Annotated in this window: 15 protein-coding genes and 1 pseudogene; 7 read left to right on the top strand and 9 right to left on the bottom strand. The window is 67.4% G+C overall.

Features of this window, described 5'->3' with window-relative positions; genetic code table 11:
* The first annotated feature begins 17 nt into the window (after positions 1-17).
* Complete coding sequence (locus tag QN239_RS04930; RefSeq protein WP_499008413.1) at positions 18-1,313, top strand: 13E12 repeat family protein; 1,296 nt, start codon at positions 18-20, stop codon at positions 1,311-1,313.
* On the opposite strand, the gene QN239_RS04925 is transcribed toward QN239_RS04930, so the two are convergent.
* From QN239_RS04925 to QN239_RS04915, 3 genes are read right to left on the bottom strand one after another with little or no spacing between them, the layout of a single operon-like run.
* Complete coding sequence (locus QN239_RS04925) at positions 1,294-3,213, bottom strand: acetoacetate--CoA ligase (protein WP_499008412.1); 1,920 nt, start codon at positions 3,211-3,213, stop codon at positions 1,294-1,296. The genes QN239_RS04930 and QN239_RS04925 overlap by 20 nt on opposite strands.
* Positions 3,210-3,956 carry a 3-hydroxybutyrate dehydrogenase gene (locus tag QN239_RS04920; protein ID WP_499008411.1) on the bottom strand — a complete coding sequence of 249 codons (747 nt, stop codon included), beginning with the start codon at positions 3,954-3,956 and terminating at the stop codon, positions 3,210-3,212. Before QN239_RS04920 ends, QN239_RS04925 begins: the two co-directional genes overlap by 4 nt.
* Positions 3,953-5,305 carry an MFS transporter gene (locus QN239_RS04915; protein ID WP_499008410.1) on the bottom strand — a complete coding sequence of 451 codons (1,353 nt, stop codon included), beginning with the start codon at positions 5,303-5,305 and terminating at the stop codon, positions 3,953-3,955. Before QN239_RS04915 ends, QN239_RS04920 begins: the two co-directional genes overlap by 4 nt.
* Before the next feature lie 74 nt (positions 5,306-5,379).
* Between QN239_RS04915 and QN239_RS04910 the strand changes: the two genes are divergently transcribed.
* From QN239_RS04910 to QN239_RS04900, 3 genes are read left to right on the top strand one after another with little or no spacing between them, the layout of a single operon-like run.
* Positions 5,380-6,279, top strand: a complete 900-nt coding sequence (locus QN239_RS04910) for a LysR family transcriptional regulator (RefSeq protein ID WP_499008409.1) — start codon at positions 5,380-5,382, stop codon at positions 6,277-6,279.
* A 44-nt stretch (positions 6,280-6,323) separates the two neighbouring features.
* A complete protein-coding gene (locus QN239_RS04905; RefSeq protein ID WP_499008408.1) occupies positions 6,324-7,097 on the top strand; it encodes an alpha/beta fold hydrolase in 774 nt (257 codons plus the stop codon).
* A 29-nt stretch (positions 7,098-7,126) separates the two neighbouring features.
* Positions 7,127-8,119 (top strand): hypothetical protein, encoded by a 993-nt coding sequence (locus tag QN239_RS04900; RefSeq protein ID WP_499008407.1) that lies wholly within the window; start codon positions 7,127-7,129, stop codon positions 8,117-8,119.
* A 24-nt stretch (positions 8,120-8,143) separates the two neighbouring features.
* Here the strand turns inward: QN239_RS04900 and hsaB are convergent, their stop codons facing one another.
* From hsaB to hsaA, 4 genes are read right to left on the bottom strand one after another with little or no spacing between them, the layout of a single operon-like run.
* The gene (gene hsaB, locus QN239_RS04895; protein WP_499008406.1) at positions 8,144-8,710 is read right to left on the bottom strand and encodes a 3-hydroxy-9,10-secoandrosta-1,3,5(10)-triene-9,17-dione monooxygenase reductase subunit; all 567 of its coding nucleotides are present in this window, start codon (positions 8,708-8,710) and stop codon (positions 8,144-8,146) included.
* A 2-nt stretch (positions 8,711-8,712) separates the two neighbouring features.
* A complete protein-coding gene (hsaC, locus tag QN239_RS04890; RefSeq protein ID WP_090354194.1) occupies positions 8,713-9,612 on the bottom strand; it encodes an iron-dependent extradiol dioxygenase HsaC in 900 nt (299 codons plus the stop codon).
* A gap of 12 nt (positions 9,613-9,624) precedes the next feature.
* The gene (hsaD, locus tag QN239_RS04885; protein WP_499008405.1) at positions 9,625-10,488 is read right to left on the bottom strand and encodes a 4,5:9,10-diseco-3-hydroxy-5,9,17-trioxoandrosta-1(10),2-diene-4-oate hydrolase; all 864 of its coding nucleotides are present in this window, start codon (positions 10,486-10,488) and stop codon (positions 9,625-9,627) included.
* On the bottom strand, positions 10,488-11,672 hold the full coding sequence (gene hsaA, locus QN239_RS04880) for a 3-hydroxy-9,10-secoandrosta-1,3,5(10)-triene-9,17-dione monooxygenase oxygenase subunit (protein ID WP_499008404.1): 1,185 nt from the start codon (positions 11,670-11,672) through the stop codon (positions 10,488-10,490). Before hsaA ends, hsaD begins: the two co-directional genes overlap by 1 nt.
* Positions 11,673-11,847: 175 nt before the next feature.
* On the opposite strand from hsaA, the gene QN239_RS04875 reads away from it, so the two are divergent.
* Positions 11,848-12,900 carry a 2Fe-2S iron-sulfur cluster-binding protein gene (locus QN239_RS04875; RefSeq protein WP_499008403.1) on the top strand — a complete coding sequence of 351 codons (1,053 nt, stop codon included), beginning with the start codon at positions 11,848-11,850 and terminating at the stop codon, positions 12,898-12,900.
* A 43-nt stretch (positions 12,901-12,943) separates the two neighbouring features.
* Entirely contained in the window at positions 12,944-13,516 is a 573-nt protein-coding gene (locus tag QN239_RS04870) for a hypothetical protein (protein ID WP_499008402.1), read from the top strand.
* On the opposite strand, the gene QN239_RS04865 is transcribed toward QN239_RS04870, so the two are convergent.
* Positions 13,509-14,003: a hypothetical protein gene (locus QN239_RS04865; RefSeq protein WP_499008401.1), complete on the bottom strand. Its 495-nt coding sequence runs from the start codon at positions 14,001-14,003 to the stop codon at positions 13,509-13,511. The two genes, QN239_RS04870 and QN239_RS04865, sit on opposite strands and share 8 nt — an antisense overlap.
* 58 nt (positions 14,004-14,061) lie before the next feature.
* Between QN239_RS04865 and QN239_RS04860 the strand changes: the two are divergent.
* A pseudogene (locus tag QN239_RS04860) lies at positions 14,062-14,667 on the top strand (TetR/AcrR family transcriptional regulator); the annotation flags it as partial.
* Here the strand turns inward: QN239_RS04860 and QN239_RS04855 are convergent.
* The gene (locus QN239_RS04855) at positions 14,662-16,890 is read right to left on the bottom strand and encodes an acyl-CoA dehydrogenase family protein (protein ID WP_499008400.1); all 2,229 of its coding nucleotides are present in this window, start codon (positions 16,888-16,890) and stop codon (positions 14,662-14,664) included. The pseudogene QN239_RS04860 and the gene QN239_RS04855 sit on opposite strands and share 6 nt — an antisense overlap.
* Positions 16,891-16,909: the final 19 nt, after the last annotated feature.

Genomic DNA, 16,909 nt, shown 5'->3' with positions numbered 1-16,909 from the left:
CGCGTACAGTCGACGGCATGTTCGAAAGTTTGTTCGATATCGACATCCAGGTCGACACAGAGGCCGACGAGGCGACGCTGCGCGATGTGGTCGAACGACTCGAACACCTCAAGGCCGCCGCGGCCGCGGCGCAGGCCCGCGCGACGGAAGCGTGGGCGACCAAACGCCATGCCGCGGAGACAGCAGCAGGAGTGCCGAAGAAGAAGCTCGGGCGCGGGCTGGCCAACGAGGTGTCCCTCGCCCGGCGGGCCGCCCCCAAGCGCGGTGGCCAACATCTCGGGCTCGCCACCGCCTTGGTCCGAGAGATGCCGCACACCTTGGCGGCGCTGGAACGCGGGATGCTCAACGAGTGGCGCGCGACGTTGATCGTGCGGGAGTCGGCCTGCCTGTCCGTGCCGCATCGTCAGCAGCTGGATGCCGAACTATGCAGCGACACTTCACGACTCGTCAGCTGGGGCGACAAGCGGATCGCGGCCGAGGCCAAGAAGATCACCGTACGCCTGGACGCGCAAGCCGTGGTCGAACGCCATGCGAAAGCGGCCGGGGACCGCGGCGTGTGGATCCGCCCCGCACCGGACACCATGGCCTACCTGACGGTGTTGTTGCCCGTCGCGCAAGGAGTATCGGTGTACGCGACACTCAAGCGGGAAGCGGACACCACTTTCGACGGCCGTTCCCGCGGCCAGGTCATGGCGGACACGGTGGTCGAACGCGTCACCGGACGGCCGGCCGAGCAGCCCGTACCGGTGTCCCTGAATCTGGTGATGGCCGATACCACCCTGGCCGGTGACGATGACGAACCCGCCTGGCTGGAGGGGTACGGTCCGGTGCCCGCCGGGTTCGCGTGCAAGATGGTCGGCGACGCCGCAGTCGACGACGCCACCAAAGCCACGCTGCGCCGGCTCTACCGGCACCCCGAGAGCGGACAGCTGGTCGCGATGGAATCGCGCTCGCGGACCTTCCCGAAAGGGCTGGCGGCCTTCATCGGACTGCGGGACCAGACGTGCCGCACCCCGTACTGTGACGCCCCGATCCGGCACCGGGATCACGCGCGACCGCACCGCGAGACCGGCCGCACGAGCGCGCTCAACGGCTTGGGCGAGTGCGAGGCGTGCAACTACGCCAAGGAAGCACCGGGGTGGCGGGTACGCACCCGGGAGCGGGACGGCCGGCATGAGGCCGACTTCACCACTCCGACCGGTGCCACCTACCGATCCATCGCCCCACCGTTACCGGGGCCACCGATCCGAAGACGGATCAGCATCACCGAGGGCGGGCTCAGTGTCGACCTGGTCATGTTCGACGCTGCGTGACGTACCAGTCCAACAGCGCCGGGTCGTCGACGGCGCTGCGTTCCACCACGCGTTCCGGATCGGCACCCTGGAACAACTTTTTGATGGGCACCTCGAGTTTCTTGCCGGTGCGGGTGTGCGGGATCCCGGGTGCCACGATGATCTCGTCGGGCACATGGCGCGGGGAGACCTCCGAGCGGATGGTCTGCTTGACCTTGTCCACCAGCGCATCGTCGAGCTGCACCCCGTCTGCCAGCACCACGAACAACGGCATCCAGTACCCGCCGTCGGGCTGCTCGGCGCCGATCACCAGCGCCTCGGCGATCTCCGGCAGCCGTTCCACCGACTGGTAGATATCGGCACTGCCCATCCGGATCCCGTGCCGATTCAGCGTGGAATCGGACCGGCCGTGCACGATGACGCTGCCGTGATCGGTGAGGGTGATCCAGTCCCCGTGCCGCCACACCCCGGGGAACATCTCGAAATAGGCTTCGCGGTACCGGGTTCCGTCCGGATCATTCCAGAATGCCACCGGCATGGACGGCAGCGGTTTGGTGATGACGAGCTCACCCACCTCACCGCGCACCGGCTTGCCGGACTCGTCCCAGGCATCCAGGGCCACCCCAAGATAGGGCGCGGACAGCTCCCCCGGCCACACCGGGACGGTCGGCACACCGCCGATGAACGCCGACACCACATCGGTGCCGCCACTGATGGAGGCCACCTGGACCTGCTCACCGACGTTGTCGCGCAACCACAACGCCGACGACGGTGGCAGCGACGAACCGGTGATTCCGACCGTCCGCAGCGCGGACAGATCGTGATCGGCGCGGGGTACCGCGCCGGCTTTGGCACAGCCGAGGACGTAGCCGGGGCTGGTACCCAGCACGGTGACCCCGAGCCGGGCGGTCAGCTCCCAGAGGGTGTCCGGTGCGGGGTAGGACGGACTGCCGTCGTAGCAGACGATGGTGGCGCCCACCAGCAGGCCTGCCACCTGGAAGTTCCACATCATCCAGCTCGGGCTGGTGAACCAGAAGAACGTGTCATCGGGTCCGATATCGCTCTGCAGGGCAACGGCTTTCAGATGCTCGACGAGCACACCGCCGTGACCGTGGATGATTCCCTTCGGCAGTCCGGTGGTCCCCGAGGAGAACAGAATCCACAGCGAGTGGTCGAAGTCCACGGCGGTGGTGGTCAGGGCGTCCGGGCCGGGCGTGGTGACCTCGGCCCAATCCAGGTAGTCAGCCGGGGTGGGTGCCAGCCGGGACACCGACACGGTCGCCTTGAGGGTCGGCAGGCCGGCCCTCAACTCGGCGACGTCGGTGCTCTTGTCGTGTGCTCTGCCGCCGAACCGGTAGCCGTCGGCGGTCACCAGCACCGCCGGTTCGAGCTGACCGAGCCGGTCCAGCGCCGCCTTGGCCGAGTAGTCCTGGCCGCAGGCACTCCAGACCGCACCGATGCTGGCCGTCGCCAGGAACGCGATGACCGCTTCGGCGATATTGGGCAGATAGCCGACGACCCGGTCGCCGGGCCCCACCCCGAGACCACGAAGGGTGGCCGCGAACGCGGCGGTGCGCCCGAGCAGCTCGGCCCAGGACAGTTCGGTATCCGGCGCGTCCTCGCTGATGCACAGGATGGCCGGGCGGTCGGTGCGGGCCTGCCGGGCGATCTGATCGACGTAGTTCAGTGTGGTGCCCGGGAACCATTGCGCCCCAGGCATATCACTGTTGGCCAGCACGGCACCGGGAATCTCGCCCAGCTCGAAGTACCGCCACAGCGCACCCCAGAAGGCGGCGGGCTCGTCGACCGACCACCGCCACAGAGCCGGATAGTCGGCCGGCCGGCCGGCGAAACGCGCGAAGTCGGTGATTCGCGCCGCCTCGATGTCGGCCGCCGTCGGCTCCCACTGGGGTTCGGTCATCGGGCGCTCCACCCGCCGTCCATCGTGTAGGACGCGCCCGTCACCATGCCCGCGTGCGGACCGGCCAACCACCCCACCAGCGCGGCCACCTCTTCGGGTTCGACCAGACGTTTGATGGCGCTCTCCTTCAACATGATCTGCTCCATGACCTGTTGCTCATCGATGCCGTGGGTGCGGGCCTGATCGGCGATCTGCTTGTCCACCAACGCCGTCCGCACATAGCCGGGGTTCACGCAGTTGCTGGTGACACCGTGCTGCCCACCTTCCAGGGCGGTCACCTTGGACAGTCCCTCCAGCGCGTGCTTGGCCGTCACGTACGCGACCTTATATTCCGAGGCACGCAACCCGTGCACCGACGACAGATTGATGATGCGGCCGAACCCCTGGGCGTACATATGCGGCAGCGCGGCACGAACCAGCAGGAAGGGCACCTCGGTCATCAGGGTGAGCAGCGTGCGGAAGGCCGCGGGCGGGAACTCGGCGATCGGCGCAACCTGCTGCACGCCCGCATTGTTCACCAGGATGTCGGCCTGCAACGTCAGGCTCTCCAGAGCGGCGACGTCGAGCAGATCCACCTGCCACGCCGTCCCACCGATCTCGTCGGCCAGTGCCGCAGCACCCTCGCCGTCCCGATCGGCGACCGTGACATGGGCGCCGCGAGTGGCGAGCTCGCGGGAGCAGGCCGCACCGATACCGCTCGCCCCGCCGGTGACCAGGGCAGTTCTACCGGACAGCTCACTCATGCACGCGTCCCGGCGATCTCGCGTGCGTCGGCATCGTCGAGGGTGCGCAGGTCGATACCGTTGGTCTCCCGGCTGTAGAGCACCGCGATCAACGTGATGCCGCATGCGGCGGCCAGGTAGATCGAGATCGGCACCGGCGAGTCGTAGAGCTCGAGCAGTTTCACCGCGATCAGCGGAGCGAGCGAGCCCGCCACGATGGAGGTCACCTGATAGCCCAGGGACACACCGGAATACCGCATCCGGGTCGGGAACATCTCGGCCATGATGGCCGGCTGCGGCGCGTACATGAGGGCGTGGATCATCAGGCCGAGCGTGATCGCCGCGGTGACGATCAGATAGTTGCCGCTGTTCATCATGGGGAAGGCGAAGAAGCCCCAGGTGCCGCCCAGCACCGCGCCCACCATGTACACCGGGCGACGGCCAAACCGGTCGGCCAGATGGCCCACCACGGGCACCACGGCGAAGTGCACGGCGTGCGCGACGAGCAGGTACCACAGGATCGAACTGGTGTCCGCACCCACCGACACCTTCAGATAGGCGATGGAGAACGTGACGACCAGGTAGTACATGATGTTCTCGCCGAACCGCAGGCCCATCGCGGTGAATACGCCACGCGGGTAGCGCTTGAGCACCTCGACGACGCTGAACGAGGTGGCCTTGATGCGCTCGGCCTCCTCCTGCGCCTCCACGAATATCGGTGCATCGGTGACCTTGGTGCGGATGTAGTAGCCGATCAGCACGACCACCGCCGACAGCCAGAACGCGACCCGCCAACCCCAGGCCAGGAACGCCGCGTCCGACAGTGTCGAGGTCAGCACCAGCAGCACGACGGTGGCGAGCATATTGCCCACCGGCACGCCGGCCTGCGGCCAGCTGGCCCAGAAGCCGCGGCTGCGGTCGGGACTGTGTTCGGCCACCAGCAGGATCGCCCCACCCCATTCACCGCCGACGGCGAAGCCCTGGATGAACCGCAGTGTCACCAGCAGAGCCGGTGCCCAGTAACCGATCTGCCCGAACGTGGGCAGGCAGCCCATCAGGAAGGTCGCGGCACCGACGAGCAGGAGCGAGAACTGCAGCAGTTTCTTGCGCCCGAATTTGTCGCCGTAATGGCCGAACACGATGCCGCCCAGTGGGCGGGCCACGAAGCCCACCGCGTAGGTGGCGAAGGCCAGGAAGATCGCGTTGAGCTCGCTGGTCGTCCCGGCGAAGAAGACCTTGCTGAACACCAGCGTCGCCGCGGTGCCGTACAGGAAGAACTCGTACCACTCCACGACCGTGCCGGCCATGGATGCGGCCACGACGCGCTTCAGACCGGTGGTTGGGGCGAGATTGTGATCGGCAGCACACATACGGGTGAGTATTCATGCACGTCATGATCGAAACAATGGTCAGATGTGCAGGACGCGTCTGCAAAAATGCAGATATGGGACCGCCGAGCGCCGATGATCTGTTGATCCTGCTGGCCGTCGGCCGCACCGGGCGCTACATCACCGCAGCCGAACACCTCGGTATCAACCACACCACCATCTCCCGGCGCATCGCCGCCCTCGAGGAGGCGATCAGCGCCCGGGTCCTCACCCGCGTCGGCGGCAGTTGGGAACTCACCGACCGCGGGCGGGAGGTGCTCGCCGCCGCGGAAGCCGTCGAGGCCGCGGTGCAGTCGTTGAGCGGCTCCCCCGGCCAGTCGCCCACGCTGGCCGGCGTCGTACGAATCTCTGCGACCGATGGCTTCAGCGCCTATATCGCCGCACCCGCGGCTGCCCAGGTCCAGCGCCACCATCCGAAAGTCGCCGTCGAGATCGTCGCCGCCACCCGGCGGGCCAGCCAGCAGCGTTCCGGCGTCGACATCGAAATCGTGGTCGGGGCACCCACCGTGCGCCGGGCGCTCGCCATCCGGCTCGGCGACTACTGCCTGGGCCTCTACGGGTCGCGTGACTACCTCGCCGAACGCGGCACCCCGACCTCCATCGACGAGGTCGTGGATCATCCGTTGGTCTACTTCATCGATTCGATGCTGCAGGTCGACGACCTCGATCTGGCCGCGAATTTCGCACCGGCCACCCGGGAGTCGATCTCGTCGACCAACGTCTTCGTCCACGTGGAGGCCACCCGTGCCGCCGCCGGCCTCGGCCTGTTGCCGTGTTTCATGGCCGACCGCTGGCCCGACCTCGTTCGTGTGCTCCCCGAAGCGGTTTCACCGCGGCTGACCTACTGGCTCGTCACTCGGGCCGAGACATTACGCAGGCCCGAGGTGTCCGCCGTGGTCGAGGCGATCCGCCGGCAGATGGCCGACCAGCACGACATCCTGCTCGGTGCGCCGTGAGCGAAACGCTTGTCGCCGCCCGCGTCACCTGATGCAGTGGTGTCATGCCCTTCCTCGAATCCGGCGACACCCGCGCCTACTACCGGCATTGGGCCGCAAGCGATCCCCGCGCCGCCATCGTCTTCCTGCACGGCTTCGGTGAGCACACCGGTCTGTACCACCGGTACGGTTTCACGCTGAATGCCGCCGGGATCGATCTGTGGGCGGTGGATCAGCGCGGTCACGGGCTCAGCCCTGGACCGCGCGGGAACTTCGGCACGTTGGCCGACAGCTCGGCGCTGGGTGAGGAACTGACCGCGATCGTCGAGAGGAACCGGCCGGGCCTGCCGCTGATCGCGGCCGGGCATTCATTCGGTGCGGTGGTCACCCTGCTGCGGGTACTGGAGCAACCCGACCGCTATCGCGCGGCGGTGGTCTCCGGCGCACCACTGATCCCCATCCCCGAATTGCTGGACACCGACTCCGAATTCGATCTCGACCCCAGCTGGCTGTCCGGCGACGCGTTCTACGTCGACTCATTGGAGAACGACCCGCTCGCGTTCGTCGATGCCGATGGCGCCCCACTGGCCCGCGCGTTGGATGCGGCCTGGGACCGGTTCGGAACGGAATTACCTGCGCTGTCGGTGCCCACCCTCGCGGTGCACGGCACCGCCGACCCCATCGCGCCGATCGGCCCGGTGCGGGCCTACGCCGAACAGATCGGCCCGCTGCGCCTCGCCGAGTTCGCCGGGGCACACCACGACGTGCTCAACGACACCGTCCACCGCGAGGTGGCCGCCACGGTGATCGACTTCGTGGGGACGCATATCGACAACTGAGCGCGGCCGAGATGGCATCCTGTAGCGCGATGGCACTCGGATTGAGCAAGGGCGCGCAACGCACCCTGGTGAAGTTACTGGCTGCGGCGGCGCTGATCGCCACCGTGCTCGGCGGATTCGCCGCGTGTCTGTTCACGCTCGGGATGCCCGGTAAGGAAGCCGAAGTCCCGAAAGCCGGCCCCGTCCTGAACGGCTCGTTCAAGGTCGAGATCGGCCCGATCGCCACCCCGGACGGCAAGCCGGTCGCGGGCACCGCGCGCACCGAGACATGGGTGGCACGATCCACCTGCCGTGAGGGTGGCGCCTGCGTGGCCACCGTGGCGATCATCGACCCGCGCAAGCCCGACGCCCCGGCGTCGGACAACCTGGTGTTCGACTATGTCGACGGCGACTGGCTGATGGTTCGCGAAGCACCCGACAAGTGCAAGGTCGGCGATGTCGAGGTCGACGCGCAGGGCTGGACGATCATCAAACTGAAGGCCCGCATCGACGGTTCCTTCGAAGGCGAGTACACCTGGGCGACCGCGCCACCGCTGTGCGCCAACAAACGCGCCATGGCCCTGGCCCCCACCCGCGGTGCGGACAACAGCACCCAGCCTCCGGATCCCGCGGCCGAGCCACCCCTCAAGACCGCGCCTGGAGCGGCATTGCGAGGCACCTACGTCTACACCCAGACCTACCCCCAGACCGGTGAGGTGTTCCCGGCGCACACCTACAACGCGACGACGTTCTGCCTGCGCACCGGCGACCGCTGCATCTCCCTGATGACGAGCCCCGATACCCACAATCTGTTCGTGATGATCTACGGCGACGGGCATTTCACCGCCAACTTCCCCGACGGGGATGCGCACTGCACCGACAACATCGGCAAAGTGCGGCAGTCCTCGCGTGATGACCTGCCGCTGCCGCAGGGCCCGCAGGACCCGCTGCTGGGTCTGGCCGGAAAGTCGTATCAGGACTACACCGGCGACTGCCCGGCCAAGGTCGAGCTCGACGTCACACTTTCGCGCACGGGAGATTAAACGCTTATGCGCACGCTCGCGCCACTACAGCCAGGTGTCTGAGGTGGTGGCGGTGAGGAACGCCTCCAGATCGTCGCGCCACTGCGCCGGGGTGTTCTTGTCCGGTTCTATCCCGGTGTACTCGCCGCGGTAGAACAGCAGCGGACGGGGCTTGATCGCCTGGGGTTCGGACATCGCCTGCACCGCACCGAAGACCACGAAATGGTCCCCGCCGTCGTGCACCGAAGCCACCGTGCAGTCGATGTGCGCCAGCGTGCCGTCGATCACCGGTGAACCCAGTTCGGAAGGCTTCCAGTCGATTCCGGCGAACTTGTCCGGCGTCTTCGAACCGAACTGGGCCGACACGTGCTGCTGGTTCTCGTGCAGCATGTTGACGCAGAACCTGCCACTGGCCTCGATCGCCTGCCAGGCCCGCGACTGTTTGGTGGGACAGAACAGCACCAGCGGGGGATCCAGCGACAGGGCGGCGAAGGACTGGCAGGCGAAACCGATCGGCACCTCGTCATGGACCGTGGTGATCACGGTGACGCCGGTACAGAACTGCCCCAGCACATGACGGAAGGTGCGCGGGTCGATCGGCTGAACAGCCATGGTTACTTGAAGCCGACGCTGAAGTCGTGGCCCCACAGGGAGACGGCGGTACTCTCCCGCGCCACCCAGTTTTCGTCTTCGACTTCGAGCCCTTCACAACCGAATTCGATGTCGAAGCCGCCCGGGGTCTTGATGTAGAAGGACAGCATCTTGTCGTTGATGTGCCGGCCCAGCGTCGCCGACATCTTGACCTTGCGGCGCAACGCGCGATCCAGGCACAGGCCGACATCGTCGGAATTCTCCACCTCGACCATCAGGTGCACGATGCCGGTCGGGTTGGGCATCGGCATGAAGGCCAGCGCGTGGTGGCGCGGGTTACAGCCGTAGAAGCGCAGCCAGATCGGATCGCTGTCGGCGGGGCGGCCTGCCAGCTGCGGCGGCAGGCTCATCGAGTCCCGCAGCCGGAAGCCCAGCACATCCTGGTAAAAAGCCTGCGCCGCAACGTCATCGTCACAGGTGAGCACGACGTGCCCGAGGCCCTGCTCGGCGGTGACGAACTTGTGGCCGTACGGACTGACGAACCGGCGGCCCAGGTACTGGGCGCCGTGGAACGCCTCCAGCACGTTGCCGGCCGGGTCGGTGAAACGGATCAACCCCTCGACCCGGCGCTCGGACTTCTCCTCACGAGTGCCCTCGGCGAAGGTGACCCCGGCCTTGGCCAGGGTCTCGCGCAGGCTCTGCAGAGCGGGCGCGTCGGCCACCTCCCAGCCGGAGATGAGCAGGCGGTCCTGGTCACCCGGCACGATCACCAGGCGGGCCGCAACCTCGTCCATCCGCAGGTAGAGCGCACCCGGGGTGGTGCCGTCACCCTCGACCATGCCGAGCACTTTCAGCGCGAACTCCCGCCACGCCGCGACATCGGTCGACTCGATACGCATGTACCCCAGCGACTTGATGCTCATGGTGCTGCCTTTCTAACCCGTCAGGAAATCGACGGTGAGCTTGTTGAACTCGTCGAACTTCTCCAGCTGCGCCCAGTGGCCGCACTGGCCGAAGACATGCAACTGCACCCGGGGAATCTGTTTGACCGCCACCAGCGCCCCGTCCAGTGGGTTGACCCGGTCCTCGCGCCCCCAGATCAGCAGTACCGGCTGGCGCAGCTTGTAGACATCGCGCCACATCATGCCGAGTTCGAAATCCGGGCCTGCGAAAGACTTCCCCATCGCCCTGGTGGCCGCCAGCGACTCGGGCGTGCTGGCGATCTGGAAGCGCTCCTCGACCAGCTCGGGGGTGATCAGACTCTGGTCGAACACCATGATGCGCAGGAACTTCTCGATGTTCTCCCGGGTCGGGTCCCCGGCGAAGCGGCCGAGCAGCTTCACACCCTCGGTCGGATCCGGCGCGAACAGGTTCACGCTCAGCCCGCCCGGGCCCATCAGCACCAGCCGGCCAGCCCGCTTCGGGTTGTCCAGGGCGAACCGCACCGCGGTACCACCGCCCAGTGAATTACCCACCAGCGCAGCACGTTCGATACCGAGGTGGTCGAACAGATTGAGCAGTGCGGTGGCGCTGTAGCGGTTGTACTGCTCGTGTTCGGTGTGCTTGTCGGAGTGCCCGTAGCCGGGCTGGTCGACCGCCAGCACATGGAAGTGCTCGGCCAGCACCGGGATGTTCTTCGAGAAGTTCGACCAACTGGACGCGCCGGGGCCGCCGCCGTGCAGCAGCACGATGGTGTCGGCCGACGGATCGCCCGCCTCGTGGTAGTGCAGCCGCATGTCCTCGCGGACCTGCGCGTACCGAGAGGTCGACTCGAAGGTGATTTCGGATACCGCAGTCATCAGACCATCGTGTCCGCGGGCGGCAGACCGAACTCGTTGTTACCGAAGATGAGGTAGGCGCGCTCGGGCTCGTTGGCAGCGTGCACCCGGCCGGCGTGCGCATCACGCCAGAACCGTTGCAGCGGAGCCCCGGTCACCAGGGCGGTGGCCCCGGCCGACTCGAAGAGCAGGTCGATCGAGGCGATCGAGCGCGCGGTGGCACGCACCTGATCGCGGCGAGCGCGGGCGCGCAACTCGAACGGGATCTCCTTGCCCGCCTGCAGAAGTGTGTACTCGTCACCGACATTGCCGATCAGCTGGCGCCAGGCGGCGTCGATATCGCTGGCGGCCTCGGCGATGCGGACCTTGGCGAACGGGTCGTCCTTGGACTTCTCGCCGGCGAACGCGGCGCGCACCCGCTTGCCCTGATGCTCGACGTGCGCGGCGTACGCGCCGTAGGCCATACCCACGATCGGCGCGGAGATGGTGGTCGGGTGCATGGTGCCCCACGGCATCTTGTACACCGGCGCGGTGTTGTTCTCGTACCCGCCCGCGGTGCCGTCATTCATCGCCTTGTAGGACAGGAAGCGGTGCGTGGGCACGAACACGTCCTTGACGACGACGGTGTTGCTGCCGGTGCCCTTCAGGCCGACGACATGCCACACATCGTCGATCGTGTACTCGGTGCGCGGGATCAGGAAGCTGCCGAAGTCGACCGGGCGGCCGTCCTTGATCACCGGGCCGCCGAGGAACGCCCAACTGGCGTGCTCGCTGCCGGACGACCACTGCCAGGCCCCACTGACCAGGTAGCCGCCGTCGACGACGATGCCCGCGCCCATCGGCGCGTAGGACGACGACACCCTAACCGACGGGTCGTCACCCCAGACCTCGTCCTGGGCCTTCTGGTCGAACAACGCCAGATGCCAGTTGTGCACACCGATGATCGAGCTGATCCAGCCGGTGGAGCCGCACGCGCTCGCCAGCCGCCGGACCGCCTCGTAGAAGTACGTCGGATCGGCCTGCAGGCCACCCCACTGTTCAGGCTGCAACAGCTTGAAGAAGCCGATTTCGTCGAGTTCGTTGACCGTCTCGTACGGGACCTGACGCTGGTCCTCGGCGAGTTGAGCCCGTTCGCGTAGCTTCGGCAGCAGATCATCGATGCCGGCGAGGACCGCCTGCACGTCACGCTGTTCAATGGACGTCACTGAATTGCCTCCCGGATCGAGATCCACCACTAGACAGAGATTAGAACACGTTACGATTTGTGTCGAGCAGGGCATTGATTCAGCGGCTGGACCTGCGCAAGTTCGTTTTTGTAACATGTTCTAGTTATCGGGGTGAGGAGAGGGGTCCACTGTGGCGGATGAGCCGCGGAGCAGCGTGACGGATGAGCCGCTGGGCAGTCACGTGCTCGAACTGCAGGTGACCCGGGTCGTGGAGGAGACCGCGGATGCGCGGTCGCTGGTGTTCGCGGTGCCGGAAGGCAGCACGGTCCCGGCCGACCGCTTGCGGTACGCACCGGGCCAGTTCCTGACGCTGCGCGTCCCCAGTGACCGGACCGGGTCGGTGGCCCGCTGCTATTCGTTGTCGAGCTCGCCGTTCACCGGTGACGAGCTGACCGTCACGGTGAAGCGCACCGCGCAGGGGTACGCATCGAACTGGTTGTGCGACAACGCCCATGCCGGTATGCGGATGCACGTGCTGGCTCCGTCGGGCACCTTCGTCCCCAAGACCCTGGACACCGATTTCCTGCTGTTGGCGGCCGGCAGCGGTATCACCCCGATGCTGGCGATCTGCAAATCGGCGCTGTCGGAGGGCGCCGGCCGGGTGGTGCTGGTGTACGCCAACCGCGACGAGAACTCGGTCATCTTCGGCGCCACGCTGCGTGAGCTGTCCGCCAAGTATCCGGATCGGCTGACGGTGATCCACTGGCTGGAGACGGTGCAAGGCCTGCCCAGCGCCACGACACTGGCCGGACTGGTGGGCCCCTACGCCGGGCACGACGCCTTCATCTGTGGACCGGGCCCCTTCATGACCGCCGCCGAGGAAGCCCTCAAGGCCGCGGGCGCCGACCGCATTCACATCGAGGTGTTCAAGTCGTTGGACTCCGACCCGTTCGCCGCGGTGGTGCTCGAAGAAGACAGCAGCGATGAGGGTCCGGCCACCGCGGTGGTAACCCTGGACGGCACCACCCACGAGGTGTCCTGGCCGCGCCGGGCAAAGCTGCTCGACGTGCTGCTCGACAAGGGGTTGGACGCCCCGTTCTCCTGCCGGGAGGGCCACTGCGGGGCCTGCGCGGTGGTCAAGAAATCCGGTGACGTCGAGATGCAGATCAACGACGTGCTGGAACCGTCCGATTTGGAGGAGGGGCTGATCCTGGCGTGCCAGGCGCTGCCCACCTCGGATTCCGTGGAAGTCACCTACGACGAATAGCGCCCGGGCTAACATCTGCCGGACCGACCACAGGGAGTGTGCCGTGAAGAAGTTCGCAGGAGTGCTCGCGGCCGCGTGTTCGGTCGCCGCGCTCAACAGTCCGGTGGCCGCCGCAGGGGTGAACACCGCGACGACGTCGATACCGACACCCAACGGCACCGTCGAGATGCACGTCACCGCCAACTGCGCGGGCGGCGAGGGCCGGTGCTTCTTCAACACCCAGGCCAACCTGCTGACGCCGGACGGCCCGGTCGGACTGCCCGGGGACACCTGGGCCCGGCAGACCGTCACGGTCCGCAGCACCGACCGCGACGTCTACCAGAACGCCTGGTACAGCGCCCCGGCCGGCATGCCGCGGGAACTCAAGGGCGCCAACCACGACAACGTGCTGTCCAAGGCCTACAAGTCGATCACCGACTACGAGATCTCGGTGACCTACTTCGGCGGCGGGCCACTGGAGCGTTTCGCCGTCGACGGCGACTCCGTGCAGACCGACTGGCGCACCGGCCAGCCCAACCTGAAAGCCGGGTTCATCGTGTGCTCCGACATTCAGGTGGTGTTCGGCGGGGTGAATGTGAACACCCCTAGCGCCTGCGCGCAGACCACCTTCAACTGACACGTTCCGGTGTCAGGTGCCGGGCCACCAGACGGCGCCAGCGCCACTGCCGATAGGCGAACAGTCCCCGCGCGACGCGCACCACCACCGGGGTGAGTGCACCCGCATCGATGTCCACGGTATCGCTGTAGCGGCAACGGTTTTCGCCAGTCCTTTCCCCGTCGCTTCGCTCGCCCCAGGCGGGCTCGACGTGCAGGGTGTGATTCCAGGCCTTGAGCACTCCGCCGTACTCGTGGGTGGCGATGGTGCGGGTGGCCTCGTCGACGCCCAGGATCTCGAGCGTATGCCGGTAGGCGGGAAACAGGTGGAAGACGAACAGCCAGCCCGATCCCCGCTCGCCCACTCGTAGCGGCGCGCTGCGCCCCGCCAGCGCCGGCATGCCGAACAGTCCGCGGCACACGTAGAGGAACGTCACCAGATAGTGCATTGCCCGCCAGACCTCGTCGGCATCGGTGGGCAGAATGGTCTCGACGTGTACTCGCTGCATGACTTCCATTCTCCGAAGGCCTTGCCGCGGCTGACTACTCGCTTTTCACCCGGAGGTGATGATGGCCCCGACCGACCGGTTCCGGTCGCGTAAGCAGCCGAGACAAGCCCGTTCGATAGAGACCCGGCAGCGGGTGCTGGATGCGGCTGCTCATGTTTTCAGCACCCACGGATACGCCGCGGGAACCACGAATCGCATTGCGGCCGCCGCCGATATGTCGATCGGATCGCTGTATCAGTACTTCCCCAACAAGGATGCGATTCTGTCGGCGCTCACCGATGCGCATCTCGATGCCGGGACGGCGCTGTTGGCCCAGCGCGCGTCAGCCGGGCTGCCCGCCGGTTTGGCGGACACGCTGCGGCTGTTCATCCGGGCCACCATCGACAACCACCGGGACAACCCGGCATTGCACCGGGTGTTGTTCGAGGAGGCACCCCGCTCGCCCACCCTGCTGGCCCGCCTGCGCGAGGCCGAGCAGCGCGCGGTTGCGATCGCCGCCGATCTGCTGCGCACCCATCCGGAGATGACCGCCGCCGACCCGGTTCTCGCCGCCCGGATCACGGTGGCAACCATCGAGTCGCTGGTGCACCGGCTCATCACGGCACCGGTCGACGCCCAGCAGCTCGAGGACGCGATCGTCGAGATGCTGGCGGGCTACCTAACGCGGCAGACCGAGCAGACGCTCCCCGGCCAGGGTGAGCAGGATCTGCTCGGTGCCGCCGGCGATCGACAGGCACCGGGTGTTCAGGAAGTACCGGACATCCGCGGAATCGACGATGCCCGCACCGTCCAGGGAATCCATCACGGCCTCTGAAAGGCCTTGGCGGTAGCGCACACCGATGAGTTTGCGCACACTCGACGGCGCCCCGGGATCGTGTCCGCCGACCGCCAGCCGGGCGATCAGCTGATCCAGCAGCGAACCCACCTGCGCGGCGACGATCAATGTGCCGAGCCGGTCCGCCTCGGCACCGTCGAGCTCGCGGCCGTCCAGGACGGCCAGCAGGTGTTCCATCCCCTTGTCCAGCGCGCCGCCGGTGGCGATGGCGACCCGCTCGTTGGCCAGCGTGGTGCGGGCCAGCGGCCAGCCACCGTCGACCTCCCCGATGACCTGCTCGTCGGGGACGAACAGGTCGTCGAAGAACACCTCGTTGAACAGGGCATCCCCGGTGATCTCACGCAGCGGGCGGATATCGATACCGGGGGCGTCCATCTCCACCAGGAAATAGGTGATGCCTTTGTGCTTGGGCACATCGGGATTCGTTCTCGCCAGGCAGATACCCCAGTTGGAGCGGTGCGCGTTGGAGGTCCACACCTTCTGCCCGGTGAGCAGCCAACCGCCCTCGGTACGAACGGCTTTGGTGCGCAACGCGGCCAGGTCCGAGCCGGCACCCGGCTCGGAGAACAGCTGGCACCAGTAGATGTCCCCGGTCAGCGTGCCGGGGATGAACTTCTCGATCTGTTCGGGTGTACCCGCGGACAGGATCGTCGGCGCGGCCCACCAGCCGATGGAGATGTCGGGCCGCGCCACGTGCGCCGCAGCGAGTTCCTGATCGATCACCAATTGTTCTGCGGGCGTGGCATTGCGGCCGTACGGCTTGGGCCAGTGCGGCGCCAGCAGACCGGACTCGGCCAGCGCGCGCTGCCGCTGCTCTTCCGGCAGCGCGGCGATATCTGCCGCAGCGGCGGCGATCTCGGCGCGCACGGCCTCGGCTTCGGCGACGTCCACGTGCAGCTGGCGACGCACCCCGGCCCGGGTCAGCTCGGCGATACGCCGCAACCAGCGCGACCGGCCGCCGAGGAACTGCGACAGTGAATAAGCCCGGCGCAGGTACAGGTGTGCGTCGTGCTCCCAGGTGATCCCGATACCGCCCAGCACCTGGATGCAGTCACGGGCGTTCTCCTTGGCAGCATCGATTCCCACTGCCGCAGCCACGGCGGCGGCGATGGACAACTGCTCGGGATCGGACCCGTCCGACGCCGCGGCCGCCGCGTCGTCCGCCGCCACCGCCACCTGCTGGCTGCGCAGCAACATCTCGGCGCACATGTGTTTGACGGCCTGGAAGCTGCCGATCGGCTTGCCGAACTGCTCACGCACCTTGGCGTACTCGGTGGCGGTGTTCAACAGCCAGCGGGCGGTGCCCGCGGCCTCGGCGGCCAGGACGGTGGCCACCAGATCCTCGACACGGCGGGCCGGGGCGGACAGCACCTGAGCCGGCACCGAGGTCAGCGTGACTCGCGCCAGCGGCCGGGAGAAGTCGGTGGCCTCCAGGTCCTCGATGGTCACCCCGTCGGCAGCGGCGTCCACCAGGATCCACTCACCGCCGGTGTCTTCCCCCGAGTCGCTGCGCTCCTGCCCGCCGGTGTCTTCCCCCGAGTCGCTGCGCTCCTGCCCGCCGGTGTCTTCCCCCGAGTCGCTGCGCTCCTGCCCCCTGGCGGGCAGCACCAGCACACCCGACGGATCGGCGCCGAGCACCCATTTGGCCGAACCGGATGCCGTCCCGGCGGAGAGCGTGATGTCGGATTCCAGTGCCAGGCCCGCACTGCGCTCGCCGGCCGCCAGCGCCTCCAGCACCTCCGGGTCATCGACGACCAACGTGGCCAGCGCCGTGGTGGCGACCGGTCCGGGCACCAGGGCGGCGGCCGCCTCGTCGATCATGCCCAGCAGATCCTCGATGGTGCTCCCCGCGCCGCCGTGCTCTTCCGGGACCGCGACACCGAACGCCCCTAGTTGCGCGAAACCGTCGTACGGGGCCCGCCAGGCGTCGGGGTCACCGAGCTCCACATCACGCACCGCGGTGATCGAATTCGAGCCGGCGGCCCAGCTCCGCACCAGTTCTCGGGCGGCAAACCGGTCCGACGTGTCGTTCTTCGGCGCCTTCACGGACACGGGCAACTCCTCGCCATTG

It is taken from the genome of Mycolicibacterium sp. Y3, from assembly GCF_051188035.1.
Lineage (GTDB): Bacteria > Actinomycetota > Actinomycetes > Mycobacteriales > Mycobacteriaceae > Mycobacterium > Mycobacterium fluoranthenivorans.
This window is presented reverse-complemented; position numbering and strand designations above follow the sequence as displayed.

Coding starts and splice junctions, on each gene's coding strand:
- QN239_RS04930 (WP_499008413.1), top strand. CDS start 18: ATGTTCGAAAGTTTGTTCGATATCGACATCCAGGTCGACACAGAGGCC.
- QN239_RS04925 (WP_499008412.1), bottom strand. CDS start 3,213: ATGACCGAACCCCAGTGGGAGCCGACGGCGGCCGACATCGAGGCGGCG.
- QN239_RS04920 (WP_499008411.1), bottom strand. CDS start 3,956: ATGAGTGAGCTGTCCGGTAGAACTGCCCTGGTCACCGGCGGGGCGAGC.
- QN239_RS04915 (WP_499008410.1), bottom strand. CDS start 5,305: ATGTGTGCTGCCGATCACAATCTCGCCCCAACCACCGGTCTGAAGCGC.
- QN239_RS04910 (WP_499008409.1), top strand. CDS start 5,380: ATGGGACCGCCGAGCGCCGATGATCTGTTGATCCTGCTGGCCGTCGGC.
- QN239_RS04905 (WP_499008408.1), top strand. CDS start 6,324: ATGCCCTTCCTCGAATCCGGCGACACCCGCGCCTACTACCGGCATTGG.
- QN239_RS04900 (WP_499008407.1), top strand. CDS start 7,127: ATGGCACTCGGATTGAGCAAGGGCGCGCAACGCACCCTGGTGAAGTTA.
- hsaB (WP_499008406.1), bottom strand. CDS start 8,710: ATGGCTGTTCAGCCGATCGACCCGCGCACCTTCCGTCATGTGCTGGGG.
- hsaC (WP_090354194.1), bottom strand. CDS start 9,612: ATGAGCATCAAGTCGCTGGGGTACATGCGTATCGAGTCGACCGATGTC.
- hsaD (WP_499008405.1), bottom strand. CDS start 10,488: ATGACTGCGGTATCCGAAATCACCTTCGAGTCGACCTCTCGGTACGCG.
- QN239_RS04865 (WP_499008401.1), bottom strand. CDS start 14,003: ATGCAGCGAGTACACGTCGAGACCATTCTGCCCACCGATGCCGACGAG.